The sequence below is a fragment of the Planctobacterium sp. AWH2_060 genome (genome assembly GCF_056158425.1).
The window spans coordinates 1527951-1553773 of sequence record NZ_JBSWTG010000001.1; the positions used below are offsets into that span (position 1 = coordinate 1527951).

Here is a 25823-nt window from a genome sequence, read left to right on the forward strand (position 1 = left end):
TTAGGGTTGTAAAACCTGATATTGCCATTGAGTTCCTTGTTTTGTGAAGTGTTCTCTTTGATGCAGGCGTGATTCTTCAAAATGTAGCAATTCAATTTGCTGTGGCATAACGCTGAAGCCTCCCCAATTCTCCGGCCGGGGAACGGCCTTATCTCGCCACACTTCTTCTGCCTTCTGGTAATCTTTCGCAATTGCTTGTATCGAATCGGCTGGCTGGCTTTGTGACAAATGAGCAGAAATTACTTTGGCACTTTGATTGCGCGATTGCCAAAATTCATCTGCCAGTGAAGTTTCAATCTTTTCCGCCTGACCAAACAAACGCACCTGATAACCCACCAGTTCCCACCAGGCTGTGATGGCGACTTTAGGGTTGCGCGCTATATCCTGACCTTTTTGAGAGTCATATCCAGAACAAAACACGATTCCCGTATGACATACCCGCTTTAAATCTACAAATCGTCCATCGGGATAACCATCGGCATTGATAGTTGAAACACAAATAGCACTTTTTTGTTTCAACAGAGTATGTTTTTTTGCCTCTGACCAGATTTCTTGTAAGCGCTCTATTGGATCGTACATAATTAGCTTCCATTGCAGATACATTAAAACCGAGCAAAAGAGTACACCAGTACCCTCGAAATTACTGTAACCAATTGAAACAAAATACAAACCAGGATTTATATGGAACAGGAAATTCACGTTGTTGACGCCTTTACTGAGCAGCTTTTTGCCGGCAATCCGGCTGCGGTGATCATTCGCGATAGCTGGTTACCTGATAATCTGATGCAGCAGATCGCCAGCGAAAACAATCTTGCCGAAACTGCTTTCCTGGTTAAAAAAGGCCAATCAGAGTATACAATTCGTTGGTTTTCTCCCCTGACAGAAATTGATTTTTGTGGTCACGCCACACTGGCAGCATGTTGGGTGATTTTCGATGCCGTACCCGGATTACAACAATTGCAAATCCATACTAAAAGTGTCGGAACCTTGCACATAACCCAATCTGATAGCGGCAAGATTACCATGCGCTTTCCAGCTCGAAAGCTGGAATCACAGCTTCCGGTGCCAGAGGCTTTAGAAAATGCTCTAAAGGTAAAACCAAAACAATTTCTCAGAAGTGTACAGGCCTGGCACGCTATCTATGAATCAGAACAACAAGTCTTTGAATGCTTACCAGATCTGGAATTGGTGAAACAACTTGCGCCATTAGATCTGGTGGTCACAGCTCCAGGGACGCAATACGACTTTGTATCCCGTTACTTTTGGCCCGCAAATGGCGGTGATGAAGATCCTGTTACCGGCTCTATCCACGCCAGTCTGGCTCCTTATTGGGCCGAACACTTAGGAAAGTCACAATTGGTGGCTCATCAGGCATCCAAACGAGGTGGAACCTTGTATTGCGATGTGCAAGGAGAATGGGTTTATGTCTCAGGGAGGGCGCAGCGTTATCTCAGGGGTGTAATTCAGTTACCAGAATAACTATTTCGAAGATTATCAGAGTAATAATTGCAGGGCAGTTTGCGGATAGCTATTGGCCTGTCGCAGTATCGCTATCGTGGCTTGCTGAATAATTTGATCCTTGGTGAGTTTGGAAGCTTCTACGGCATAGTCTGCGTCCTGAATGCGGCTCATGGAAGATGCCAGATTGGACTGCACATTGGTCAGATTGCGAATGGTAGATTGAAAGCGATTGGTCAAGGCACCCAAATCAGCCCTTTCCTGCCCCACTGCCGAAACTGCACCATCAATAGCCGTTAATGCCGCCGATGCGCCAGAGTTAGTGGTGATATCGACACTACCCACTCCTATGCCTGAAGGTCCAAAACCACCACTGCGGGAAAGGTTGACTGAAATCGTCTGGCCACCAAAAGCGCCAATCTGAAACCTTGCCGAATAAGAACCGGAAAGAATTGCGTTGCCAGCAAAATTGGTATCACTAACTACCCGACTCATTTCGGATGTCAGTGCGTTAATTTCTTGCTGAATTGCGCTTCGCTCCGCAGAGCCATTAATACCGCTTTGGGACTGAACAGCCAATTGCCGGATCCGTTGCAATGATGCCGTTACCTCTTTCAAAGAGCCTTCAGCCACCTGGGTCATTGAGATGGCATCATTGGCATTGCGCACGCTTTGAATCAAACCATCCCGCTGCGCCGCAAATTTATTAATAATTTGCAGTCCTGCAGAATCATCAGCGGCTCTGTTAATACGCAACCCGGATGACAGCCTCTCGTACGACACGTTCAACGCTGAGTTGGCATCAAACAAGGTATTTCGAGCTATCAAAGCAGATACGTTCGTATTCACGAACAAGGTCACAGGGACCCCCTTTCATTTATTTTTAGTCACGAACACCGGCAAGCAACGGGCGAACGACAGCACACAGCCGCCACAACCAACCGCAGTAATAAAACAAGATGCTAAAAAACATGCGTCCTCACAACGCAAGCTCTCGATATAACGGAGAAAACACTACCTTCCTCATTAAGAGTATCGGCGTGGATATTGAGGTATTTAGTTTAATAAGTGATTTTTATGCCATTATCAGCATTGAGGGAGTGAAAACTGCCCGACATGATATCGGGCAGCGTCCGTGGCTTATTCAGCCTTCAGGGAACCTGATGCTCTGCAAAGAGTGCCAGCATATCCTCTTCAGTCAACACCGCCACCCCAAGTTCCTGCGCTTTAGTGAGTTTTGAACCCGCCTTTTCGCCAGCCACCAGATAATCAGTTTTGGCACTGACGCTGCCAGATACCTTGGCCCCCAGGTTTTGCAAAATTGCTTTAGCCTCATTGCGGCCCATCGCGCTTAACGTACCAGTCAACACAAAAGTCTTATCCTGCAATGGTTGCGGCGTATCGGACTTATCTTCAATATCAGGCCAGTTAACTCCTAGCGCCTGTAACTGCTCGATGACGGTTTGATTGTGCTCTTCAGCAAAAAAATGCCGGACATGGGTCGCCACTACTTCCCCTACGTCGTTCACTTCAACCAGTTGTTCCAGAGTGGCATTCATCACTGCATCAAGCGTTTTAAAATGATTGGCCAGATTCGCGGCTGTCGCCTCACCGACTTCGCGAATACCCAAAGAATACAGGAACCGAGGCAAACTGGTTTGTTTCGCTTTTTCTAATGCATTAATGATATTGGTGGCCGACTTTTCACCCATGCGCTCCATGGCAGCAATCGACGCCACTTCCAGACGGAAAAAATCAGCGGGAGTTTGAACCAGCTTCATATCCACCAGTTGCTCCACCAGTTTGTCGCCTAAACCATCAATATCCATCGCCTTGCGAGACGCGAAATGTTTGAGCGACTCCTTTAACTGTGCCGGACAAATTAAACCACCGGTACAGCGCAACACCGCTTCTTCATCCAGTCGTTCTACGTGAGAATCACACTCAGGGCAAGTTACCGGGAAAACCACGTCTCTGGCATCTTCTGGACGTTGCTCCAGAACTACGGATACCACCTGAGGAATAACATCCCCGGCGCGGCGAATAATAACAGTATCGCCTATTTTCACCTGCAATCTGGCGATTTCGTCCTGGTTGTGTAAAGTGGCATTAGAAACTGTTACGCCACCCACGAATACAGGTTCAAGTCTGGCTACCGGCGTAATAGCACCAGTTCGCCCCACCTGAAACTCAACATCCAGCAGCTTTGTCATTTCTTCCTGAGCAGGGAATTTATGCGCTATCGCCCAGCGCGGTGCTCTGGCCACAAACCCCAATTCTTGCTGTAAGGCGATATCGTTTACCTTGAATACCACTCCGTCAATTTCATAGGGCAATGCCGCTCGTTTCTCAGCCAGACCTTGATAGTATTCATGACAGCCTTTAGCCCCTTTCGCTACTGCCACTTCCGGGCTTAATGGCATACCCCATTTTGCAAGCTGGTTTAAACGTTCTGCATGTTGCTCAGCAAGCGGTTGTACCTCGCCTTCCACAACTCCCACCGAATAGGCATAAAACATCAAAGGTCGCGATGCGGTGATACGCGAATCAAGTTGCCGCAAGCTACCTGCAGCTGCATTTCTTGGATTGGCAAAGACTTTTTTATCGTTAGCCTTTTGCGCTGCATTTAACGCCGCAAAGCCAGCAAGTGACATAAAGACTTCACCGCGAACCTCCAGGCGCTCGGGGTAATCATCTCCTCGCAAGCTCAGTGGCACATTTTTTATAGTGCGCACATTAGCTGTAATATCTTCACCTACACGGCCATCACCGCGTGTCGCCGCCCTGACAAACTGCCCATTCTCATACAAGATACTCACCGCCAGACCGTCCAGCTTTGGCTCGCAGCTGTAATCAATGCTGATATCGCGTTTTAACCTGTCTTTCAGACGTTTTTCAAAAGCGAATAACTCGTCCTCATTAAAGGCATTGTCCAGCGACAACATGGGTAACTCATGGGTGATCTGACGAAAAGCGTCCAGTGGTGCCCCGCCTACTTTTTGGCTTGGAGAGTCGGCGCTAATGAGTTCGGGATGGGCAGCTTCGATTTCCTGTAACCGACGCAATAGCCTGTCGTATTCACTGTCCGGCACCGTGGGTTCATCCAGCACATAATATTGATAATTGTATTCGTTTAGCTGGTTTTTTAGTGATTGCAATTCACTAATCAGACTGTCGTTAGCAGACATAATGAAAATGTACCTTATTCAATCTCTTGGGGAATTATAGCGTTTTTTCAGGCGGCTTTGCGCCGCCCATCAACACAGAATTTTATCAGGCTCGGCGGATCATACGGCGCCGTTCAAACTCTCTGATTTTCTCGACGTATTGCTGCAAGCTCTGTTTGGTTAACACACTGCGTCGACCGTCCAGAACCTGAGCACCAAATTCATCAGCCAGTTTACGCGCAGCATTGTGCATCATGTTAAAGACCTGATGGGCATCGGCTTCGATGGGCAAAGTCATAAATAGCGACAAGCCGCGGGTATTGAAGTTTTCCATATTATCAATATCAAAGGTGCCTGGATTAAACATGTTAGCCAATGTAAATAAGCGCGGCCCTTTGCCATTACTGGCTGCATGACGGTGAAACATATTGTGCTCACCGAACTTAAATCCCAAGGTTAACAAAGACGGCAATAATGCCGCCCCCTGGATTACTTTGCCTTCAGGTACTCGTACATTCAGGATCAACACTTCGTTTTGCTGGGTATCTTCGGCTGCTGGTTTATCTGTCGCCTGATTTCTGTCTATTGAAGACTCTCGCTCCGGAGAGGTTTCCAGGTCCAGACCATATTGATCGCGATCTTTATCCGCTACTTTGGCCTTTTTGTTTTTTGTTTCGCTATCGTCAGATTTTCGGCCCACCAGCTTTTTCGCTTTTGCAGCGATAGAGTCAGTGCTACGGCCCAACTTATTGCCACCCACCACTTCGGTGCGGGTATGCTCACTTTTTAATGCACTTCCGCGACGCGGGGCGTCCTCTATTTCGATAGAGGTGTCAATCATAGGGATATCATCAGCGGATACTTTGCGATTAGCCGCAGTGTCTTTCTTCAACAAACTGGATGGTGGTTCGGGCATGTCACCAGCATCAGCTTCGGCCACCGGCTGTTCAATATTTTCGGGTTCGGATGGTTTAGCAGTTGTTTTAGCAGCAGGTTTTACTGCTGCAGGTTCAGATACAACCCGAACGGCACCAATTCCGTCTTCATCAAAACTTTCATTCGGCGCACTGTTGGCTGCTCTGGATTCAGGCTTTTTAGGAACAGACTCAATATCGGAATCAGCGTACAGAGGGGCGTCGCCCACTAAAGGATCATGCTCAACAGCAGATTCCTGCTCAAAGTGCAGGCCATCAACTTTTTCATCAGCAGAGAGTAACGGATCATCATCGCTGATAATGATGCCAGGCTCTGAGCGTTCGGCAGAGGCTTCAGTTTCATTATCAGCGTTTCTAGCTTTGTTATTTTTCCGTATCGTCCACATACCGTGAGCCAAAATGCCCACAATGGCGAAGATACCAATACCTATTAGCGCAAGTCGGAATTCATCCATTTTATATGGTCACCCTTTGTTTAATAGCGCATATTTTATTATTGTTTGGCGCTTTCAATATTATGCATTTGCAATAGCCACGGCTTCTTCCACATCCACAGCAACGATTCGAGATACTCCCGGCTCCGCCATGGTCACTCCGGTAAGGTGGTAAGCCATTTCCATCGCAATTTTATTATGGGTTATAAAAATAAACTGTACGGTTTTCGACATTTCGGAAACCAGTTTACAAAATCGGCCTACGTTAGCATCATCCAAAGGAGCGTCTACTTCGTCAAGCAAACAGAATGGTGCCGGGTTTAGCCTGAATATTGCAAAAACCAATGATAAAGCGGTCAGGGCTTTTTCTCCACCAGAAAGCAAATGAATTGTGCTGTTTTTCTTTCCTGGCGGTCTGGCCATTATAGTGACCCCTGTTTCCAGAAGATCTTCGCCGGTAAGTTCCAGCCAGGCGGCACCACCACCAAATACCTTTGGAAACAGCATTTTTACGTCTTCGTTGACCTTCTCGAAGGTTTCCTTAAAGCGAGTTCGCGTTTCCTTATCGATTTTTCTGATGGCGTTTTCAAGCGTTTCCAGCGCAGCTTCAAGATCGTCGTTTTGTGTATCTAAATGTTGCTTTCGTTCAGACTGCACTTCGTACTCATCTACTGCCGCCAGATTAACAGCCCCTAATTTTTGCAATGCTGAAGTGGTTTTTTCCAGCTCCACTCGCCAGGCTTCTTCTTCACAGTCGTCTGGCAGGTTTTCAAGAATATGTTTCAGGGATTGCTGCATTTCCTGCAACTGTTCCACAAAAGTATTGGCCCTGGTGCGATTTCGCTCAATCTCTAACTGCAGAGACTGTGACTCAGCACGCATTTTTTCTACCTGTTGTTGAACACCTACCTGGCCTTTTTCAGCGTCGGCCAATTGTTCTTCTAATGTCTGTAATTTTTGATTGTGAGCCAGTTGATTATCAGCCAGGTTTTGTTTTTGCGTTAACAGTTCATCCAGCTTGCCTTGCTGCCCTTGCCCTGGCGCTAACAACTCATTGAGTTCTTGTCTAAGGCGTGTGAGTTTTTCTTGTGTGCGCTGAGCTTCCACATTGCCAGTGTGCAGTTTGTTGTTATTAGCATCAGACTGGAAGCGCAAATCCTGCAACTTTAAAGCAATACTGTGTTGTTGAGTGCGGGTATTTTCCACCGTCATCCTTGCATTGGCCAGTTTGTCTTCATACAGGCTGCGCTGATGCTCTATGTCGCCATGGCCTTCTTCGAGTTCCGCAATCTGCATCTCCAACTCTTCCACTTCCATGGCCAGCTCTTCCAGTTGCATTTTCTCCTCTTCCAACTGTTCCTGTTGCTGTGCGAGCTCTTCCTCTAACCTTCCTTGCTTTTGCACATGCTGCTGGCGCTGACTTTCCAGTAAACGGATTTGTTGCGCGAGATGTTGTTGCTGCAATTTATTAGACTGTAGTACCAGCTCAGCATCCTTCAACTGTGTCGTGGCGCTTTCCAGTTCAGCCTCTTTGAGGCCAAAGTCCCGGTCCAGGTCCTCGGTTAACCGGTTTTGCTCTTCAAGCTGACTTTTTAAACTGGCTATTTGTGCTTTGAGTTGTAATGGGCTCTCTTCTCGAGTGTCCATCCCGGATATGTGCCAGTCTGCCCCAAACCACTCACCAGACTGGGTAATCACACTTTCAGCAGGCGCCAAAGTTGCTCTGATTTGCAGAGCTTGTTCAACATTATCGGCAACCCGAATGGTATTTAACCACTGTGGCAACAAGCTGTTGAGGCACTTTTCAGCCAATGTACCTGGTTGTTTGTGATTACTCATGCGCTCAGCAGCAAACAGCTGCAGACCTTTTGGAATTCCTTCACCGGTTTCTTTAGTCAATATCCAGGCATTTCGCCATTGCTGCCCCGCAGTTTCAATCGCATATTGCCAACCGTCGGCCACTTGCAACTCTTGCCACAGTGGCTGAGCTTCCTGTTGCGTTTGAAGCCAGTCCTTCTCTTCACCTTCGGTTTCGAATTGCCGTTGATATTGCAATTGACTGCTTTCCAGCTGGCTTTCCAGACGACTGAGTGTCTTGTGCTGGCTCTCCCGCTCAACTCGCAGAGTTTGCAGCTCAGTCTGCAACTGAGTTTTTTGTTGCTGCAAATCCTGGCAAACTTGTTGCGCCTGATGCTCTGTTGCAGTCAGTTCTTCCCTGTGCAATCCGGCTTCTTCTAGCTCACTGAGCAGCTGTGGATCCAGATCCTGGTTTAGCTCAGACTGCAATTCCTTGATACGCTGTTCGGTACGCAATTGCACCTGCAGCAATCCCTGAATCCGGCTATGTCGGCTTTGCGCCTGTTGTTTTAGATGGGTGAATTGCTGATCCGCACTGCGCCAGGATTTCTGTTTTTCTAACCATTCATCTTGTAACCGGGCTAATTGCTCTTCGGCAGCCATCAAAGCTTCATTCAATATTTCTGCTTCTGGCTCCAAAGCTTCCAGTTGCTCAGCTAAAAGCAATGCCTGTTCCTGTGCTTGTTCCAGGCCATTGGCTAGTTCTTCAGATAAGGTTTCAGCAACACTAATCTCTTCATTGAGTTGGCTTTCGCGCTGTAATCGAAAGATCTTATTTTGTTCCAGTCGCGTGATTTCATTGCCCACCAAATAAAATTGATGCTGAATATCAGCGATTTGCTGTTTAACTTCTTGCTGCTGCTCACGAAGTTCGGTGATTTCTTTTTCATCGCCGCGCTGCTTGGCAATGTAGGCTTCGATGTCCGCATCCTGTTGCTGTACCTGTTGCTCAAGCTGAGCAATTTTTTCACTGTGCTTTAACCAGCGAATTGCGGCTAGCTGGCCCTTGTAGGCTCTTTCTTTGGCTTTGAGTTCAGTATAACGCTTTGCCGCAGCGGCCTGGCGCTGCAACTTATCTAACTGCTGTCCCAGTTCAGTGCGAACATCACCTAGCCTGTCTAAGTTGTCGCGGGTATGACGGATGCGATTTTCAGTTTCTCTGCGCCTTTCTTTGTATTTGGAAACGCCAGCCGCTTCCTCGATAAAAACCCGTAACTCCTGCGGTTTAGATTCGATCAGGCGAGAGATCATGCCCTGCTCAATGATGGCATAACTACGCGGTCCAAGCCCGGTGCCCAGAAACAAATCCGTGACATCTCTGCGCCGACACCTGGCTCCGTTGAGGTAATAATTAGATTGGGCATCGCGGGTGACTACCCGTTTTACTGAGATTTCATTGAAGGCTGCATACTCACCCTGAATACGTTGGCTGGAATTATCAAAAACCAACTCAACGCTACACTGTGACACTGGCTTGCGAGAAGAAGAACCGTTAAAAATGACATCGGTCATGGCATCGCCACGCAGGTTTTTCGCAGAGCTCTCTCCCAGTACCCAACGAACGGCATCGATTACATTGGATTTGCCACAGCCATTTGGCCCAACAATAGCAGTCATATCATCCGGAAACGGGATGTTTGTCGGGTCCACAAAGGACTTAAATCCGGCCAGACGAATCTTATTAAGACGCATCGTTTAGTTGGCCTTTATGAGGTAAAAGAAGTAGCACGCTAGATTGTTTTTGTTTTTCCGGGCTCAGTTCGGCTAATCTACCACTTCTCAATATCTGTAACAATTCCCCATTACAGACAGGTTTAATCGACTCAGTGCATTCGTTATCATTAGGGGGAGATTTAAAGAACAGGGAAACTATGAGTAACAAATCCGGATTAGACTATTTCTTTCAGGGCTTCGATTTAATTTCCAGACCAGGTGTACGCTTATTCGTGATCGTGCCGCTATTAGTTAATGTGTTGCTATTCAGTGTTGCTTTTTATTATTTGTTTGGACAAATAGATCCGTTAGTGAAAGAAGTAACCGACTGGGTACCGAGTTGGCTCGACTGGTTAAAAGAGGGCCTCGCCTACATAATCTGGCCACTGGCAGTGCTCATTATTCTGCTTTTTTCCGCGTTTATTTTCGGTACTTTGGCCAACTGGATTGCAGCACCATTTAACGGTTTATTAGCAGAGCGCATTGAATTAATCCTGACCGGTCAACCTATTTCAGGTGGCGGCTTTGTCGACCTGTTAAAAGACATCCCACGCACACTGGGGCGAGAAGTGGTAAAGCTACTCTATTATATTCCACGCGCTGTCGGTTATTTGCTGCTGTTTTTTATTTTGCCAGTATTTGGGCAGGTCATTTGGTTTTTATTTACTGCCTGGATGATGGCTATTCAGTATTGCGATTATCCTTTCGACAATCACAAAGTTCCCTTTAAGAGGATGCGCCAACATTTAGCCGAAAACAAAAAAGACGCCTTTTTATTTGGTATCACGGTGACCTTTTTTTCTATGATCCCAATCGTCAATTTCGTCGTCATGCCAGTGGCAATTTGCGGCGCAACCGCTATGTGGGTAGATAAATACCGGGATCGCTATATCAACTAATTTATCAGGCAAAACTATTTTGGGTGCCCGAAACCACTTGGTTTCGGCCTCTGTTTTTCGCCTGGTATAACGCTTTATCGGCAATATCAAGCGCCGCTTCAAATGACGAGTTTTGAGGAATTTCGTATAGTCCTATGCTAACGGTTTTGTGCAGCGCACCATCTGCGACATCAAATCTGGCCGCCTCAAACTGAGTACGGATCCGCTCTGCCACCTTATGTGCCACTTCGTGATGGCAATTTAATACCACCAGAAACTCTTCTCCACCATAACGAAATGCATAGTCCTGCTGACGAATTTCCTTCTTGATAACTTCAGCAATCAGCATAATCAATTTATCGCCCGTACCATGACCATAATTATCATTTACCGACTTAAAACGATCCAGGTCCAACAACAGCAAAGTGCGTGGATTTTGAGCCTTGGAGCCCAACATGTTTTGAATAAAATCGTTGTTCAGAAAGCGGCGATTATAGAGTTTAGTTAACGGATCAGTGTTACTGGCATCAGTGAGTACCTCTTTTTGTTTATTTAACAACTGTAATTGCTCTTTATAGCGACCCGACCAATAAAAAATAGCCACTGCGACCACCACCAGTCCCAGGTTAGTGGCTACATTTTCCAATAACAGCGCAATCCATTCCGGCCTGATATTTACAAATTCATCAGCCAGATCATGTGCATCCCCCACCAACATGAAGCAAAACCCAATAAACAACAATTTTGATTCACGTGTTTCCGACTCAAGCCGAATATTTACCCCCAGTAACAGCAGGACAAAAGAAATTGAGAAAATTTCGCTGACCACATCGTAATAATTAATTTTTAAAACCGGGGAGTCAGCATTAACGTGAAACAACACCATTAACCAGATACACAGCACAACGACAAGTGCTAATAACGAGGAAAAACGAAAAGTTTCAGTCAGTTTAATGGGGTTCATTTATCTGCTTATTTTTAAAGGAATGCGAATAACTGCTCGCAGGAAAATAAGAGATTTAAATGACGGCAATGTGTCAGTTAAACTGCAGTTAAATGAAATTTGACTTCAAATGAAAAGATGGCACATTTTTTGAGCAAACCGACTGTTCGGCTGGGTTTTTAAATTTACCCTAACCAGTTACAAGAATTAACATTAATCATTCCCCTATTGGCAACCCTTGATTTTACTAAGAAGCACAGCACACAAGGGATACATGTCATTTGCGATTAATAATAATTTAACAAAATTTGTGTTGCATTTTACCCAATGCTGCATCAGACTGCGAAACGGGATTGGGTGAAGCATTGAGGCGGCACTCGCGGCATTAGGTGACTTTGATTGTTGGAGCCTTATGGCGTATTACTACAACAGTCAAAGAGAAGAGATCATGAAATTATACGTTGGTAACTTGTCCTACCGGTTGACTGATGCCGAGTTGGAAGAAGCGTTTGCCCCTTTCGGTAATGTTTTATCTGCTAAGATCATTATGGAAAGAGAAACCAATCGCTCAAAGGGATTTGGATTTGTTGAGTTTGAATCAAAAGAAGATGGCGAAAGCGCAATTGAAGGCCTGAATGGCAAAGAAGTTGGCGGTCGAGCTGTTGTTGTGAATGAAGCTCGTCCACCGAAGCCACGCACCCACAATGGTGGTGGCCAAAGAAAACGTTATTAATCGTTTTTCCCGGTTTAAGAAGAAACGCTCCAATGGAGCGTTTTTAGTATGTGCGATTAATTAGTAGACACCCCTCCAAAATTAATAAATATTTACATTTCCTTACGAAATATTGACATAAAACACAACCAATAGTGGCGTTGTGCATTTACAGAACTAAAATTCTTACTATTCTCTAGCCCTTTATTTTTAGAGCAAATAAAAACATTAAGGAATCCGATGCGACGTTTTGTGGGGCTGCTATGCCTGTTGTTATCCATGGGAGTAAAGGCAACTCCTCCAAATGTTCCAAAAATTATCGATACAATTCAGGTTGATGGTGTATTGGACGAAACCGCGTGGAAGCATGCTGCGAAATTAGAGCTCAAAAACATAACCTGGCCTCAGGAGAATATTCCCCCCTCTGTGCAAACTCATGTAAGTTACTTTGAAGACGGAGAGGTACTTTATATTGCATTTCAGGCTTTCGATCCTAACCCTGAAGATATCAGAGCGTTTTACAACGATCGTGACAAAATCTGGCGCGATGACCTGGTCGGTATAAAGCTGGATCCCTATAATGATCACCGCCTGGTATTTCAGTTTTTTGTTAATCCCCTGGGTGTTCAGCTAGACAGTATTGAAAATGTCATCAGAAACAGTGAAAGCGATGCCTGGGATGGCATCTGGGAATCCGAAGGCCGAATACATGATCAGGGTTACACCGTGGAAATGGCTATTCCGCTGCGCAATTTTAACTTTAAGCCAACACAAGGCGAACAAACCTGGGCTGTGGAATTTTTACGCTTTTACCCGCGTAACGAACGACAACGCATCTCCAACATGGAAATCGATCGCAACAACGACTGTTGGGCTTGCCAAATGCAGGAACTCAATGGCTTCGAAGGTATGCAGCAAGGAAAATCGCTGGCAATAGTACCTACCCTGGTGCTTGGCTATGGCCAAAGTCGGGAACTGGAAGAATCAGAAGAGGTCCCCGAAACCTACCATTTTAGTGACTGGGCCAGCGAATCCAATATTGAACCTGGACTTGATATCAAATGGGGAATCAGTTCCGACATATTTTTAAATGCCACTATTAATCCTGACTTTTCGCAAGTGGAAGCCGATTCAGCACAATTAGGTCTGAACAATAACTTCACGTTGTTTTTTCCTGAGAAGCGTCCGTTCTTTTTAGAAAATCAGGATATGTTCAATAGTCAGTTTGACATGGTTTATACCCGAAATATTGGGGCACCAGATGTCGGCGCTAAGCTGACCGGAAAATCAGGCAAGCACACATTTGGCCTGTTTGCTGCTGACGATAGTAATACCACTTTTTTGGTGCCAGGTAACCTCAGTTCCGGTATCGCCGAACTTGACCAGGACAGCAATAATGCTGCTGTCCGCTACCGTTACGATGCCAATGCCGATTTGTCCGTGGGATTATTAGGCACATTCAGAACTTCTGATGACTATCACAATTACACAGGCTCAGTTGATGTCACCTATAAAATTACTACGCAGGACACCATCAAAGGCCAGTATGTTGTCAGTGATACCGAATACCCGGAATGGCTGAGTAACGATTTTTGTGAGGAAGATGACTGCCGCCTGGAACAGATAGAATGTACTTTCTCAGACTGTATTGCCAATGAACAAGTACTCAGAACCCAAGACAATACCGGTCTCAATGATAGTGCCTGGTACCTGGGATATAATCACGAAGAACGCGACTGGTTTATGTATGCAAACTATCGCGCCATAGGAAAAGAGCACCGGGCAGACCTGGGCTTTGAAAGTCGCGCTGACTATAACAAAATGGTTATTGGTGGTGGCTTACTGTGGTACGGCGAAGAAGATGACTGGTGGACGCGTTCGGAATTCCAGGGAGACTGGGATATCACTCACAATGAAGCCGGTGAGGTGATTGAACGAGAAGTAGAAGCCAGATTTAGTGTTAACGGTCCCATGCAGTCGTATGCAGAAATTGGCTGTGTAGCCAATGAGCACGTAGGTAAGCGATTAGACGCATCAAAGCTGGATATCAAGGGCAATACCACTCTATTCGACCGTAACTTTTGTTTTGTGTATGGCAATATTCAACCTATTTCAGGTTTGTTCTTAGAAAATGAATTTGTATTCGGCAAACAAATTGATTTCGCCAACAACCGATTGGCCGATCGCTTTACCTGGCGTCCGGCATTTGAATACAGCATTAATGCCCATTTGAGAGCGGAAGTACGCTACCTATACGAACAGCTCGAAGCAGATGGTGCCGAAGTGTTTACTGCCCACCAGGCAGATATGCGATTAAAGTACAATCTGGACGTCAGAAACAGTATCAAACTCAACCTGATTTATACCAAAATAGGCCACAACCTGGATAACCAACCAGGCAGGTCCCCGGATGATATGCCTGATGAGTCATACGCAGATATCGCCACTCAATTAATTTACAGTTATAAAATTAACCCACAAACCGTGTTTTTTGCCGGCTACGCAGATTACGCCTTTGAGGATGACCGCCTGGACAGCCTGAAAAAGGATGACCGAAGCCTGTTTGTCAAATTCAGCTATGCCTGGTTAATGTAATCCACCTTCCAAATAAACGCTTAAGTGGTCCGACCCCGGCTTAATTGTGCTGTCGGGCCCAAAGCTGGCAATACAATTGCAAAAATTCCTGAGTAAACTGTTGCTTTCGCACAAATCAAGTTCTTAAATTACACTTTAAGATGATTTTTTTTGTTTTTTGCGGTATAAATGAGCACATTATGTAATTAAATTACAATTTAAACTTAGGATACACAGCATGGCACTCACTAAAAAATTTCTGAAATCTAAACCTGTTTGCAAGGTAACGTTTAAACTGACCCAGGAAGAGGCAAAAAGCGCTGATTCAGTGCAACTGATGGGAGAGTTTAACGATTGGGATAGCAAGGCTCCGCCAATGAAGAAACTAAAAAATGGTGGATTTACGCAAACTGTCGATTTAGAAGCCGGTAAAGAGTTTCGATTCCGTTACCTGCTTAATGGAGAAAGTTGGGAAAATGACTGGGCAGCCGACAAGTACATTCCTTCTGAATCTTCCTATGATGATGACTCAGTGGTATCAACCATCTCTTAGCACAGTCTCATTGGGGAGATATGATCTCCCCAACAAATAAGACTTAGGACCTATGCCAGGGCCTGCTCAAAGTCAGCAATGATATCGTTTATATCTTCAATGCCGATGGAAAGGCGGATCATGTTGTCACTGATCCCCATTTCAGACCTTACTTCCGCCCCCATTTCGTAATAAATGGTATGTGCGACTGGAATAGCCAATGTTCTGGTATCACCCAGATGAGTGGCGTTTAATACCAGCTGCAACTTATTCATAAAACCGAAGCAATCAACAGCATCAATCAAGTCAAAACTCAATATGCCACCAAATTGAGAAAAGTACTCAGCCGCTTTATCGTGCTGCGGATGTTCAGCCAACCCCGGATAATAAACATTGGCAATTTTCGGATGTTTTTGCAAATACTCAGCGAGCTGAAGGGCATTGGCACAAGTTTTATCCATGCGTAATGCCAGGGTTTCCATACCAATAGAAATGGCATGCGCCGAGTCTGAAGTCAGACAGCCCCCCATATCCCGAAGTCCTTTTTTCTTAATTTGCATCAGCCCTTGCATGGCCACTGGCAACGCTCTGAAACCTTCCTGAATGCCTGCATACTGAGACCAGTCATACAGCCCGGTATCCACAACTACACCGCCGAGCACTTGTCCATGACCGGCATAATATTTAGTCAGAGAGCCCATCAACAAAGAGGCCTTCACCGACCTGGCATCGAATATATAGGCCGGGGTCATGGTGTTGTCCACCATGTATATTAACCCTTTCTGTTCGCACAATTCGCCAATGGGTAACAAGTCCGCCACCTGAGTCACAGGATTAGCAATGGTCTCAACATAGACTGCCCGCGTGTTGGGCTGTAATGCTTGCTCCACAGCTTTAACATCTGTGACATCAACCACAGTAATTTCAATGCCATAACGCTGCATCGTACCGATGAAACTATTGGTGTTGCCGAATACAAACTGGCTCATAATTAAATGATCACCTTGTTGCAGCAAGGCCAGAAATGCCGTGGTGATCGCCGCCATCCCGGAAGCAAAAGTTAAGGAACCAACGCCGCCTTCCAATTCAGTAATCATATTCTGTAAGGCATCGATGGAACCAGAAGATTGTCTGGAATAGGCGTGACCGGCAACCCTACCCTGAAATATATCCACCAAATCCTGGATATCAGGAAAATCAAACAAAACAGAATTGTTTGTGGCCTGATGAACAGCACCGTCTTGCGGTCTATTCAACAAGCGATCGGAATGCACCAAGCGGGTGTTAAACCCTTTATTTTTAAGGATGTCAGACATGGTTAAATCTATAAATGTTGAAAATTATCAAGCCAGCAGGCTCAGTTCACGAGAATCACATGAAGCTACCATAAAAACAAAAGAAAAGCTGTTTTGAGTTGCTATTACATAGAGCGTGTTGATATTTTGATTTGCCGAATACATGAATATCGGCATCACTGCTTGTATCTGCCATAAGAAGTTGAGTACCTTTGCATTAGTACCCGATCTATTAGGCATTTTTAAGGCAACCATGACCTGAAAATATTAAATTGCTACCAGAGGAAAACTTTGTGCGTCTAAATTTAGCTGAAATTGCCAATACTTAAAAACTGTCTCTTAAGAGATAAAAAACTAACTTTAGATCAGATTGAAAGTGAATCTTGCATGTGTATTTTATTTATAGCCGTAGAACAACACCCTGAATATCCTTTGATCATTGCGGCCAATCGCGATGAGTTCTACCAACGCCCCACACTGAGCAGCGATTACTGGTCAGCGTACCCCGGCCTTTTAGCTGGAAAAGACCTGCAGGCAGGGGGAACCTGGATGGGGGTAACACAAAGCGGCTATGTCAGTGCTTTAACCAACATCCGGGCACCACAACTCAATAAAGATGAAGCGCAAAGTCGTGGTCAACTAGTCCTGGACTATCTCGCCAAACCACATATCAGAGCCGAATATGTTCAATTCCTGCATAAAAATAGAACCCGCTTCAATGGTTACAACTTATTATTCGGAAAATGGGATGATTTGGCGGTTTACAATAATCATGAAGACTCCCTGCAATTTTTAGGGCCGGGCTTTTATGGTTTGTCCAACGCAAACCTCAACATTCCCTGGCCTAAAATTAATAAAGGGGTTCAAGCCTTAAAAGCCTATTGTGAAAGTCAACAAGAGATTGAGCCAGAAGAACTATTCCAGCTACTGCGCAATGAAGAAAAAGCCGAGGACCATCTGCTCCCCCAAACAGGAGTACCGGAAGTATGGGAAAAGCAGTTATCTTCGATTTTCATCAATACAGAAGGTTACGGCACCAGAACATCCACCTTATTTTGGGTAACCCGACAGCATACGGCTTTTTGGCAAGAACGTACATTTGACCAATCAGGACAGATAACTGGCAACAAAACAGAACACTTATTACAGTTTGGTCAATGATAGTCAGATTTTTACGGTAATTAAGGCGCAACAGTACTCGTAAATAAAAAACAAAGTGTCATAATACCGACCTTATTTATGCTTTCATTGGTCCGGTACCGAAACTCACAGAGGATTATTATGTTCGAAGTATTACCGCCCTTGCCTGCGGACCCAATTTTGGGATTATCAGCTGCCTACAAAGAAGATCAAAACCCTAAGAAGATTGACCTTGGAGTAGGTGTATATAAAGACGAAGCTGGCAACACGCCAATTTTGAAATCCGTCGTTAAAGCTCAACAAATACTTCTGGACACCGAATCCACAAAAACCTACATCGCACCTCAGGGCGTTGCTGGCTTCCTGACAGGCATGAAAGAGCTGTTGTTTGGTGCCATTCACCCTGCCGTTTTAGAAGACAGAATTGCAGCAGTACAAACGCCTGGCGGAACAGGTGCGCTGAGGATACTGGCGGAACTGATTGCCAGAGGTAATCCCACCGCAACTGTTTGGGTAAGCGATCCAACTTGGGCAAACCATATTCCAATTTTTGAAACAGCCGGTTTGAAAATTGAGAAATACCCCTACTTCGATAAAGAAAGTCGCGGTATCCGTTTTGATGCCATGATGGATACTCTCGCCAAGGTAAACAAAGGTGATATCGTTTTATTACACGGATGCTGCCACAATCCGACAGGACAAGATCTAAACCAATCCCAATGGCAGGCAGTTCTGGAAGCTGCACAAAAAACCGGTTTTATTCCTTTCATTGACGTGGCATACCAAGGTTTTGGTGATGGCCTGGATAAAGATGCTTATGGTATCCGCTTGTTATCCGAAAACCTGCCAGAGTTGATTTTATCAGCCTCTTGCTCTAAAAACTTTGGTTTGTACCGTGAGCGCACCGGAATGGCCTGCGTAGTAACTGCGTCCAATGAAATTCGCCGCAATCTACAAACTCAGATTCAGTCCGTAGCAAGAGCTAACTATTCTATGCCACCTTCATGGGGCGCTGCGCTGGTTGACATTATTTTGAATGACAATGAGTTGAAAGCCTTGTGGCAGTCGGAAGTTTCAGAAATGCGTAATCGCATGCAAGACCTGCGCGCTTTATTGGTGAAAAAGCTTCAGGACAAAGGCGCAGCAATGGACTTTAGTTTTGTTACGCAACAAAAAGGCATGTTCTCTTTCCTTTGTATTACCCCGGAACAGGTAAGACAAATGCGCGCAGACAGTGCCGTTTACTTTGTTGACTCCAGCCGGGTAAACATTGCCGGTATATCACTAAGCAATGTGGATGACCTCGCTGAAGCATTGGTAAAAGTCCTTTAAAATACTATAAATATGGAGCCCGGAATTCTCCGGGCTTTTTATTACCCGCAGAAAAGTAGCTTCATTCGCGAAACATTACCAAAAATAAGTATGTGTTTTTTGCCTATTTATAAGCCCGCGCATTCATCATAGAGTTCCCTGTAATCTGATGCTAAGATGAAATCAGTAACGTTTGGAGAATATTATGGCAAATGGTAGAAACGGTGTTTCAGGAAGCCTGGAAAAGGGTGCACAGCAGATGTCCGGAGTTAATCTCTCCGATGTCAGAATACATACCAATTCCGCTAAACCTAAACAAATGCAGGCACATGCCTATGCACAGGGGAACGATATCCACGTAGCTCCGGGAAATAGTCAAAAGTTACCTCACGAAATGGGCCACGTTGTTCAGCAAAGACAAGGGCGAGTCGCACAGACCAACTCGATTGGTGACGCTGCTATCCAGAATAAAGGCCGAAAATAGTCTCATTGTACTTTCATAAGTAACCTTGGTTATCAGTGAAAGTTTTGTAACGCCAAATCCGGTCTACAGTAATCAGACAAAAGTAGCATTGCGTTAAGAACTTCCTTATTCGACAATGGTCAGAGGAGTTTACGAAGTATTGCGTTGTTGCAATCGATTACAATCCCCGGAGGCGTTTAATCTACTGCAAAAAATCAGTTCCTCCATTCTATTGTTAATACTCGGCATAACCTTGAATTTGAGTGTCGATGCTATGGTATTTCCGGAGCGAAGCGCTCACCCGAAACATGTTGAGCTTCGATACGATATTTCCGGTTCAAATGCCTGGTATCCCTACTTTATTCCAGATGGAAAACATCCCGGCATAGTGGCAGAACTTATACCAAAGATCCTTGAACGGGCCGGCATTGTTGGAAAGCCCATTTCATTGCCTCCCAAAAGAACTTTATTAGCTATGAGTAATGGCGAACTAGACTTTGATGTCGTCAGTCCTAGTTGGTTTCCGGAACAACAAATATCGCCAGAGTTTGTGCTCAGCGACGGTATGATCGAGATTAAAGAATATATCGTTACTCTTCCTGAAAACAGACACCTGTTCAATACTGTGGAACAAAGCTATGGCAAACAAATAGGTACGATTCGAGGATACCTGTACAACAATGATAACCTATTCTCGCGGGTCGATTTTAACTCGGAATATCAGCTCGTTCAGGCACTGCGCAAAGGCAGAATCGAGGCGGCTATTTTAGGCGATCTTCCGGCCATATATTGGGCAGAACACCTTCAAGTGGAAATCGCACTGGCCACATTGCATTCACAAGGTGACTTACACATCAGATTGCGCAAAGAACATCAACATCTGCTAAGCAACATTAACCAAGCCATAGCCAGCCTGAGTAACTCCGGTGAGTTAATGGCGATTGTGTCTCATTATATCGGCCCACAGGCCTCTCCTTTGGCCCAAAAAACATCGGAATAACCGGTTTTGAGCCAAATTCCTTAAAAAATGTCATTTTTTACTGTGATTGTGCTTGTTTAACAGGAAACAAAAAGTAACATACGGTATCCAGACGTTGTGCAAGTGTTAAACTGCACCGCAGCGTAAATAACCTAATATAGTCGCTTTCGCGACATAAATGATTCACAAGTGGAGATTTGAATGGCACACGCCGCCGTCGCAGAGGTACTTTCAGGAAAGTACCAAGCAGGAGACAAAATTGTAGTTAAAGGCTGGGTTCGCACACGTCGCGACTCTAAAGCAGGTTTATCCTTTGTTGCAGTGCATGATGGCAGCTGCTTTGACCCGGTTCAGGTCATCGCGTTGAATACCCTGGAGAATTACGCAGACATCCAAAAGCTTACCACAGGCTGCTCGGTGGCTGTTTCAGGGCTACTGAAAGCATCAGAAGGTGCTGGTCAGGCTCTGGAAATAGAAGCAGAACAAGTTGATATTCTGGGCTGGGTAGAGAATCCAGATACCTATCCCATGGCAGCTAAACGCCACAGTATCGAGTTTTTGAGAGAACACGCACATCTGAGAGCCAGAACCAATGTTATTGGTGCGGTAACCCGCATCAGAAACTGTCTTTCTCAAGCCATTCACAGGTTCTTCCATGAGCGCGGATATTACTGGATAAGCACGCCAATCATTACTGCCAGTGATACCGAAGGTGCCGGTGAAATGTTTAGAGTATCGACCCTGGATGCACTAAACCTGCCTAAAACCGACAAAGGCGAAGTAGATTACTCCAAAGACTTTTTCGGAAAAGAAGCGTTTTTAACCGTTTCAGGCCAATTAAACGTTGAAACCTATTGTTGTGCACTTTCCAAGGTATACACCTTTGGCCCAACGTTCAGAGCGGAAAACTCCAACACCAGTCGTCACCTTGCAGAGTTCTGGATGATTGAACCAGAGGTTGCATTTGCAGACCTGGCTGACATCGCCCAGTTATCAGAAGACATGTTGAAATACGTCTTTAAAGCGGTTCTAGAGGAAAGAGCTGACGATATGGCATTCTTTGCTCAACGCATTAACAAAGACGCCATTTCTCGCCTGGAAAAGGTAATTGAACAAGATTTTGTGCGCATGGACTACACTGATGCTATTGAGATCTTACAAAAATCAGGCAAGAAGTTTGAGTTCCCTGTTGAATGGGGAATCGATCTGGCGTCAGAGCATGAACGCTATTTGGCGGAAGAACATGTTGGTGCGCCCATCATCATGCAAAACTATCCCAAAGACATTAAAGCCTTTTACATGCGCATGAACCCGGATGGAAAAACAGTAGCCGCAATGGATGTTTTAGCGCCTGGAATTGGTGAAATCATTGGTGGATCCCAGCGTGAAGAGCGTCTGGATGTACTTGATCAGCGCATGGAAGAAATGGATCTGGAAAAAGAGGACTACGGTTGGTATCGCGATCTGAGACGTTACGGTACCGTCCCCCACTCGGGCTTTGGCTTGGGATTTGAGCGCCTGGTAGCCTACGTAACCGGAATGCAAAACGTGCGTGACGTTATTCCGTTCCCCAGAACTCCAGGGACAGCTGAATATTAAGTCTAGGCAAACTGCACATCAGGCACCGATTCCGGTGCCTTTTTTGTAAACAGGAAAGTAGCAATCTTTTTGAAATTCTCTGAGTACAATTTGCTATTGCCCCATTGACCCACAAAATTAAAACTACCTACTGTTTTACACAATGACTTGCTGTTCAAAGCGCATATAGGCATATCCTGAATTATTAACGCGTTTTCTGACTTCTGCAGCTCCGTTAACAAATGTTCCTGATTCTGTGTCAACAAAATCGCATTGGCTTGCCCGGTTGCGCATACTGTTTGCAATTCTTCAATTGAGCGGCACAGACTTAAATCGAAATCCAGGCGCAACGATTCGAGAAAACTCCCTTCTTCATTATCCAACCCGTATAAGGCTAAATGTAATCGATTATCTTGCAAAACTTCCCCCTTTCAAAAAAGGAACCTGCTTATGTATGAAAAAAGCCAAGCCCCTTGTAGGATATTACCTACATTCAATGTACTCAGTTAACCCGAATAAGGGGATAAAATCCACTCAATCTAAATAATAAATATTAATTAAAAAATCGTTTATATACACATAAAGTATAATTTACATTGTTCATTTTTTAATCTCAGGTTTCACAAATAGGCAAATTAACCACACCGCAGAAACAAATGAGAGAAGTTATCATTCCCAAAAACATGATGAGCGGTTATGTGAATTCTCTTTTCAACCCCAATGAATACGGCACCGGCAAACTTTTTTCAAACTATTTTTCAATATAATTCAGCCACTTAGGCATTTTACGCGGTTTTTTTTAGGCATGTTAATCTCGTCCCACAAAATATTTTTTACCATTACTGTGCTGAGAAGAAATAATCGGTAGTTCAAATTTAACTTTATCGAAAGAGGATCGTTATTATGATTATCACTGGTACTGATTTGCGCATCATGCGCTTAAGAGCAGGCAAGACAACTGTACAAATGGCCGAATTTGCGGGCGTTAAAACTCGTAAGACTTATGAGAATTGGGAAAAGAATGTTGGTTCACCGAGCATGAATCAGTTTTTAGCTATGTCTATGGCATGTGGCTTCAAACCAGCTGAACTGATCAAAATGTACATTGAGAGAGATAATGCCGATGCAGAGATTGATTTAATGTCTGCATCTGAAGGTGCGTAATTCTTCCTCAAAATAGCGATCTGGGGCAGACAGCTCTGCCCCGATACGTTATCGCTTTTTTTTCCTTTCAGAAGCTGCAGAAAGCTTTTCTTTTTCATCTCGCTGCATCCATTCTTTGATTAGGACAGCGATTCGCTCAAGATCCTGCTCCGCATATTGCGACAATACTTTGGCCACTGGCTCTTTAGCATTAACTTTTTTCTGATGGCGGTTAAAAAAGCCACTAAAGCCACTTTGTTTGCCTTTTGTCATTTCAGCTACCCCGCCAGTGTTAATGAACAATTCTGTTAAATCGTGTATACCTTTAAAAACAGAATAGCCTTGCCCATTGAAAATCGTCAAATGATTCGTTATAAAGCAGCGAATACTGGCCCCGAAAGAATGGGAGGATCCCTCACAATGGATGCTATTGAACTACTTACTACTCGACAATCACAACCCAGGCTGAAAGAACCAGCTCCCTGCGGTGAAGCGCTGGAGAACATTAAAAAAGCCGCGCTCAGAGCCCCTGATCACGCTTCACTTAAACCATGGAAATTCATTATTTGTGAAGGCAATGGCAGAAAGAAACTAGGCGACCTTCTCGAACAAGCAGCAATCGCCAGTGACATGAGTGAGCGGGATATTGAAAGGGCACCAGAATTGCCATTGAGAGCCCCTATGGTCATCATAGCTATCATGCAATACAAGGAGCACCCCAAAGTACCATGGGTGGAACAGGTAGCAGCTACAGCTAGTGCCATAAACTCCATGCAAATGGCTGCCATAGCGCAAGGGTTCCAGGGGATATGGCGAACTGGCGCCTATGCTCAGGACGAGAATCTTAAAAGCGCACTGTTTCTGGAAGAGCAAGATGAAATTGTGGGGTTTCTTTACCTGGGGACGCCTGCTGTAGAGAGTCCTGAAAAGGACAACAGCGTCTGTGAGGACTTTTTTGAGCACTGGCGATAGGTTGATACCAGCTTCAGGATTATTGCGTCAGGCAGTGCTTGCACAGCCTGACGCTTTTTAACACTATTGCTCAGGCTCTACCTGAATAAAGTCCATATCCCACCACTCTGCAGCTTCTTCAGCAACTTGTCTTTCAGCCATATTAGCCTCAGTCACCATTTGCATGCGCTGCAATACTGGACCAGCCAATGGAACATCCGTAGACTGTCGGCCAAACTGAATCCGTTCAATCAGCCCATCCGAACTGCGCAAGATATATTGAAACTGTGTTGAGGGTCTGCGCACTGCCACATCGGCCTTTCCGTCACCATCGTAATCGGCCACAATCGGCACATCCTGAGATTGCTTGCCAAAGTTAATACGCTGGATTTCACCATCAGAACTATTCAGGATATAGAAAAACTGATTTGACGCACGACGAACCGCAACATCGGCCTTACCATCACCATCATAATCCGCAGGAACCGGAATATCGTCCTGATCTCTGCCAAACACAATTCGGTCAATCTCGCCATCACTTGAGCGCAATATATACCAGGTGAAATTGGACGGTCTTCTGACGGCTACATCAGCAATACCGTCACCATCATAATCTGCAGGAACCGGAATATCGCCTTCTTGTTTACCAAAGTTATATCTTTGTATTTCACCATCACTGGAATTCAGAATGTACCAAAACTGATTAGAGGCACGGCGTACCGCTACATCGGTAATGCCATCACCATCGTAATCTGCCGGTACGGGTATATCATTTTCATCCTTACCAAACTGGATACGCTGCAACTCACCATCTGAACTATTTTGAATGTACCAAAAGTAATTAGAAGGTCTTCTTACCGCAACATCCGCAATGCCGTCACCATCAAAGTCTCCTGACACAGGAATATCTGCGCTATTTCTACCGAATTGATGCCGCTGAATTTCACCATCTGAGGAATTACTAATATATTGTAACTGAGTTGAAGGGCGTCTCACCCCAACGTCGGCTAAACCGTCGCCATCATAATCATAGGCAACAAAGCTAGTTGGCTCTACAGGCGGTTCTGTCGGTTCCTCTTCAGCGACAGTAAAGACCTGTTCGATACAGGCTGGGGACGCATCGTCACCGGTCTGGAAAAAGTCATTGTTTGCTGGTTGAGAACAAGCGAACAGAGTAACACTCCCTTCTACCTCAGGTGCCTGCCACTGAAAAGTAAAGGTAGCAGTATTATTGGAGGTAAATTGCGGACTGGTATGGGTTAACCTACCGATAGCATCATTTTTCTGCTGCTCTCCCGGTATTAATGAAGCATCTGAATCAGACAATTCAGCCTGAAATCCAGCCACCGGCGCAGATATATTGGAAGGTGGACGAAAGCTTAAAATTAAGCTGACATCGTTAAGACTGCCAGGTGTAACTGTCGTTTCTCCACTAAACGATAACGAAGAGTTATAATTTTGGCCCGACGTGTGGCACCCAGACTGAGCACAAGTTAATCCTGTCCTACCTGTGGCGTTATCCCCAGCACCCAAACCAAAACGGTTAGCGTGAGCCTCTGTTGCAATAAAGCCAGTCAAGAGGATAACTGGCAATACTGCCACCTTTTGCAAAGCAAGCAGCCTGCTTGGACTTTTAACACTTTTCATAACCACCACCTACTCAATAAACCTGAATTTATCAAAAAACAAATTTTTTATCAGTGTGTCAAGTGTAGCCGCTATAAGCAAAAAGTATTTAATAAAATGTGAACAGGTTCCAC

22 protein-coding genes are annotated in these 25823 nt (G+C 45.0%); 12 read left to right on the top strand and 10 right to left on the bottom strand.

Going from position 1 to position 25823, the window contains the following annotated elements:
• Positions 1 to 579 carry a pyridoxine/pyridoxamine 5'-phosphate oxidase gene (locus ACXAD8_RS06730; RefSeq protein WP_475226456.1) on the bottom strand — a complete coding sequence of 193 codons (579 nt, stop codon included), beginning with the start codon at positions 577 to 579 and terminating at the stop codon, positions 1 to 3.
• 102 nt (positions 580 to 681) lie between these two features.
• Here ACXAD8_RS06730 and ACXAD8_RS06735 point away from each other — a divergent pair, with 102 nt between their 5' ends.
• Positions 682 to 1479, top strand: a complete 798-nt coding sequence (locus tag ACXAD8_RS06735; protein WP_475226459.1) for a PhzF family phenazine biosynthesis protein — start codon at positions 682 to 684, stop codon at positions 1477 to 1479.
• A 15-nt stretch (positions 1480 to 1494) separates the two neighbouring features.
• Here the strand turns inward: ACXAD8_RS06735 and ACXAD8_RS06740 are convergent, their stop codons facing one another.
• The 4 genes from ACXAD8_RS06740 to smc all read right to left on the bottom strand — a co-directional run bounded on the left by ACXAD8_RS06740 (position 1495) and on the right by smc (position 9543).
• Positions 1495 to 2319: a flagellin N-terminal helical domain-containing protein gene (locus ACXAD8_RS06740; RefSeq protein WP_475226461.1), complete on the bottom strand. Its 825-nt coding sequence runs from the start codon at positions 2317 to 2319 to the stop codon at positions 1495 to 1497.
• A gap of 290 nt (positions 2320 to 2609) precedes the next feature.
• On the bottom strand, positions 2610 to 4646 hold the full coding sequence (gene ligA, locus ACXAD8_RS06745; RefSeq protein WP_475226464.1) for an NAD-dependent DNA ligase LigA: 2037 nt from the start codon (positions 4644 to 4646) through the stop codon (positions 2610 to 2612).
• 85 nt (positions 4647 to 4731) lie between these two features.
• Positions 4732 to 6015: a cell division protein ZipA gene (zipA, locus tag ACXAD8_RS06750; RefSeq protein WP_475226466.1), complete on the bottom strand. Its 1284-nt coding sequence runs from the start codon at positions 6013 to 6015 to the stop codon at positions 4732 to 4734.
• Positions 6016 to 6075: 60 nt separating this feature from the next.
• Positions 6076 to 9543 (bottom strand): chromosome segregation protein SMC, encoded by a 3468-nt coding sequence (gene smc, locus ACXAD8_RS06755; RefSeq protein WP_475226469.1) that lies wholly within the window; start codon positions 9541 to 9543, stop codon positions 6076 to 6078.
• Positions 9544 to 9722: 179 nt separating this feature from the next.
• Between smc and cysZ the strand changes: the two genes are divergently transcribed.
• Entirely contained in the window at positions 9723 to 10463 is a 741-nt protein-coding gene (gene cysZ / locus ACXAD8_RS06760) for a sulfate transporter CysZ (protein ID WP_475226471.1), read from the top strand.
• 4 nt (positions 10464 to 10467) lie between these two features.
• Here cysZ and ACXAD8_RS06765 read toward each other — a convergent pair whose 3' ends face one another.
• Positions 10468 to 11406: a GGDEF domain-containing protein gene (locus tag ACXAD8_RS06765; RefSeq protein ID WP_475226474.1), complete on the bottom strand. Its 939-nt coding sequence runs from the start codon at positions 11404 to 11406 to the stop codon at positions 10468 to 10470.
• Between the two features lie 427 nt (positions 11407 to 11833).
• Here ACXAD8_RS06765 and ACXAD8_RS06770 point away from each other — a divergent pair, with 427 nt between their 5' ends.
• From ACXAD8_RS06770 to ACXAD8_RS06780, 3 genes are all read left to right on the top strand, one after another.
• The gene (locus ACXAD8_RS06770; RefSeq protein WP_338292025.1) at positions 11834 to 12118 is read left to right on the top strand and encodes an RNA recognition motif domain-containing protein; all 285 of its coding nucleotides are present in this window, start codon (positions 11834 to 11836) and stop codon (positions 12116 to 12118) included.
• A gap of 219 nt (positions 12119 to 12337) precedes the next feature.
• Entirely contained in the window at positions 12338 to 14692 is a 2355-nt protein-coding gene (locus ACXAD8_RS06775; RefSeq protein WP_475226476.1) for a carbohydrate binding family 9 domain-containing protein, read from the top strand.
• A gap of 217 nt (positions 14693 to 14909) precedes the next feature.
• Positions 14910 to 15224 carry an isoamylase early set domain-containing protein gene (locus ACXAD8_RS06780; protein WP_475226479.1) on the top strand — a complete coding sequence of 105 codons (315 nt, stop codon included), beginning with the start codon at positions 14910 to 14912 and terminating at the stop codon, positions 15222 to 15224.
• Between the two features lie 50 nt (positions 15225 to 15274).
• On the opposite strand, the gene ACXAD8_RS06785 is transcribed toward ACXAD8_RS06780, so the two are convergent.
• Complete coding sequence (locus ACXAD8_RS06785; RefSeq protein WP_475226481.1) at positions 15275 to 16519, bottom strand: cystathionine gamma-synthase family protein; 1245 nt, start codon at positions 16517 to 16519, stop codon at positions 15275 to 15277.
• A gap of 366 nt (positions 16520 to 16885) precedes the next feature.
• Here ACXAD8_RS06785 and ACXAD8_RS06790 point away from each other — a divergent pair, with 366 nt between their 5' ends.
• The 5 genes from ACXAD8_RS06790 (at position 16886) to asnS (ending at position 21990) form a co-directional block, all read left to right on the top strand.
• The gene (locus tag ACXAD8_RS06790; protein ID WP_475226484.1) at positions 16886 to 17659 is read left to right on the top strand and encodes an NRDE family protein; all 774 of its coding nucleotides are present in this window, start codon (positions 16886 to 16888) and stop codon (positions 17657 to 17659) included.
• Between the two features lie 120 nt (positions 17660 to 17779).
• Positions 17780 to 18970 (top strand): amino acid aminotransferase, encoded by a 1191-nt coding sequence (locus ACXAD8_RS06795; RefSeq protein WP_475226487.1) that lies wholly within the window; start codon positions 17780 to 17782, stop codon positions 18968 to 18970.
• 184 nt (positions 18971 to 19154) lie between these two features.
• Positions 19155 to 19433 (top strand): eCIS core domain-containing protein, encoded by a 279-nt coding sequence (locus tag ACXAD8_RS06800; protein ID WP_475226489.1) that lies wholly within the window; start codon positions 19155 to 19157, stop codon positions 19431 to 19433.
• Between the two features lie 232 nt (positions 19434 to 19665).
• Positions 19666 to 20412: a substrate-binding periplasmic protein gene (locus tag ACXAD8_RS06805; protein WP_475226491.1), complete on the top strand. Its 747-nt coding sequence runs from the start codon at positions 19666 to 19668 to the stop codon at positions 20410 to 20412.
• 180 nt (positions 20413 to 20592) lie between these two features.
• Positions 20593 to 21990, top strand: a complete 1398-nt coding sequence (gene asnS, locus ACXAD8_RS06810; RefSeq protein WP_475226493.1) for an asparagine--tRNA ligase — start codon at positions 20593 to 20595, stop codon at positions 21988 to 21990.
• Between the two features lie 2 nt (positions 21991 to 21992).
• Here the strand turns inward: asnS and ACXAD8_RS06815 are convergent, their stop codons facing one another.
• Positions 21993 to 22388 (bottom strand): hypothetical protein, encoded by a 396-nt coding sequence (locus ACXAD8_RS06815; protein ID WP_475226495.1) that lies wholly within the window; start codon positions 22386 to 22388, stop codon positions 21993 to 21995.
• A 484-nt stretch (positions 22389 to 22872) separates the two neighbouring features.
• Here ACXAD8_RS06815 and ACXAD8_RS06820 point away from each other — a divergent pair, with 484 nt between their 5' ends.
• Positions 22873 to 23133 (top strand): helix-turn-helix transcriptional regulator, encoded by a 261-nt coding sequence (locus ACXAD8_RS06820; protein ID WP_475226497.1) that lies wholly within the window; start codon positions 22873 to 22875, stop codon positions 23131 to 23133.
• A 48-nt stretch (positions 23134 to 23181) separates the two neighbouring features.
• On the opposite strand, the gene ACXAD8_RS06825 is transcribed toward ACXAD8_RS06820, so the two are convergent.
• Positions 23182 to 23385: a hypothetical protein gene (locus ACXAD8_RS06825; protein ID WP_475226499.1), complete on the bottom strand. Its 204-nt coding sequence runs from the start codon at positions 23383 to 23385 to the stop codon at positions 23182 to 23184.
• Between the two features lie 147 nt (positions 23386 to 23532).
• Between ACXAD8_RS06825 and ACXAD8_RS06830 the strand changes: the two genes are divergently transcribed.
• Entirely contained in the window at positions 23533 to 24084 is a 552-nt protein-coding gene (locus ACXAD8_RS06830) for an NAD(P)H nitroreductase (protein WP_475226501.1), read from the top strand.
• A gap of 63 nt (positions 24085 to 24147) precedes the next feature.
• Here ACXAD8_RS06830 and ACXAD8_RS06835 read toward each other — a convergent pair whose 3' ends face one another.
• Entirely contained in the window at positions 24148 to 25710 is a 1563-nt protein-coding gene (locus ACXAD8_RS06835) for an FG-GAP-like repeat-containing protein (RefSeq protein WP_475226503.1), read from the bottom strand.
• Positions 25711 to 25823 lie beyond the last annotated feature (113 nt).

Excerpts from the sequence above, each read along its gene's own strand:
- ACXAD8_RS06730 (WP_475226456.1), bottom strand. The coding sequence starts at position 579 with ATGTACGATCCAATAGAGCGCTTACAAGAAATCTGGTCAGAGGCAAAA.
- ACXAD8_RS06735 (WP_475226459.1), top strand. The coding sequence starts at position 682 with ATGGAACAGGAAATTCACGTTGTTGACGCCTTTACTGAGCAGCTTTTT.
- ligA (WP_475226464.1), bottom strand. The coding sequence starts at position 4,646 with ATGTCTGCTAACGACAGTCTGATTAGTGAATTGCAATCACTAAAAAAC.
- zipA (WP_475226466.1), bottom strand. The coding sequence starts at position 6,015 with ATGGATGAATTCCGACTTGCGCTAATAGGTATTGGTATCTTCGCCATT.
- smc (WP_475226469.1), bottom strand. The coding sequence starts at position 9,543 with ATGCGTCTTAATAAGATTCGTCTGGCCGGATTTAAGTCCTTTGTGGAC.
- cysZ (WP_475226471.1), top strand. The coding sequence starts at position 9,723 with ATGAGTAACAAATCCGGATTAGACTATTTCTTTCAGGGCTTCGATTTA.
- ACXAD8_RS06765 (WP_475226474.1), bottom strand. The coding sequence starts at position 11,406 with ATGAACCCCATTAAACTGACTGAAACTTTTCGTTTTTCCTCGTTATTA.
- ACXAD8_RS06770 (WP_338292025.1), top strand. The coding sequence starts at position 11,834 with ATGAAATTATACGTTGGTAACTTGTCCTACCGGTTGACTGATGCCGAG.
- ACXAD8_RS06775 (WP_475226476.1), top strand. The coding sequence starts at position 12,338 with ATGCGACGTTTTGTGGGGCTGCTATGCCTGTTGTTATCCATGGGAGTA.
- ACXAD8_RS06780 (WP_475226479.1), top strand. The coding sequence starts at position 14,910 with ATGGCACTCACTAAAAAATTTCTGAAATCTAAACCTGTTTGCAAGGTA.
- ACXAD8_RS06785 (WP_475226481.1), bottom strand. The coding sequence starts at position 16,519 with ATGTCTGACATCCTTAAAAATAAAGGGTTTAACACCCGCTTGGTGCAT.
- ACXAD8_RS06790 (WP_475226484.1), top strand. The coding sequence starts at position 16,886 with ATGTGTATTTTATTTATAGCCGTAGAACAACACCCTGAATATCCTTTG.
- ACXAD8_RS06795 (WP_475226487.1), top strand. The coding sequence starts at position 17,780 with ATGTTCGAAGTATTACCGCCCTTGCCTGCGGACCCAATTTTGGGATTA.
- ACXAD8_RS06800 (WP_475226489.1), top strand. The coding sequence starts at position 19,155 with ATGGCAAATGGTAGAAACGGTGTTTCAGGAAGCCTGGAAAAGGGTGCA.
- asnS (WP_475226493.1), top strand. The coding sequence starts at position 20,593 with ATGGCACACGCCGCCGTCGCAGAGGTACTTTCAGGAAAGTACCAAGCA.
- ACXAD8_RS06820 (WP_475226497.1), top strand. The coding sequence starts at position 22,873 with ATGATTATCACTGGTACTGATTTGCGCATCATGCGCTTAAGAGCAGGC.
- ACXAD8_RS06825 (WP_475226499.1), bottom strand. The coding sequence starts at position 23,385 with ATGACAAAAGGCAAACAAAGTGGCTTTAGTGGCTTTTTTAACCGCCAT.
- ACXAD8_RS06830 (WP_475226501.1), top strand. The coding sequence starts at position 23,533 with ATGGATGCTATTGAACTACTTACTACTCGACAATCACAACCCAGGCTG.
- ACXAD8_RS06835 (WP_475226503.1), bottom strand. The coding sequence starts at position 25,710 with ATGAAAAGTGTTAAAAGTCCAAGCAGGCTGCTTGCTTTGCAAAAGGTG.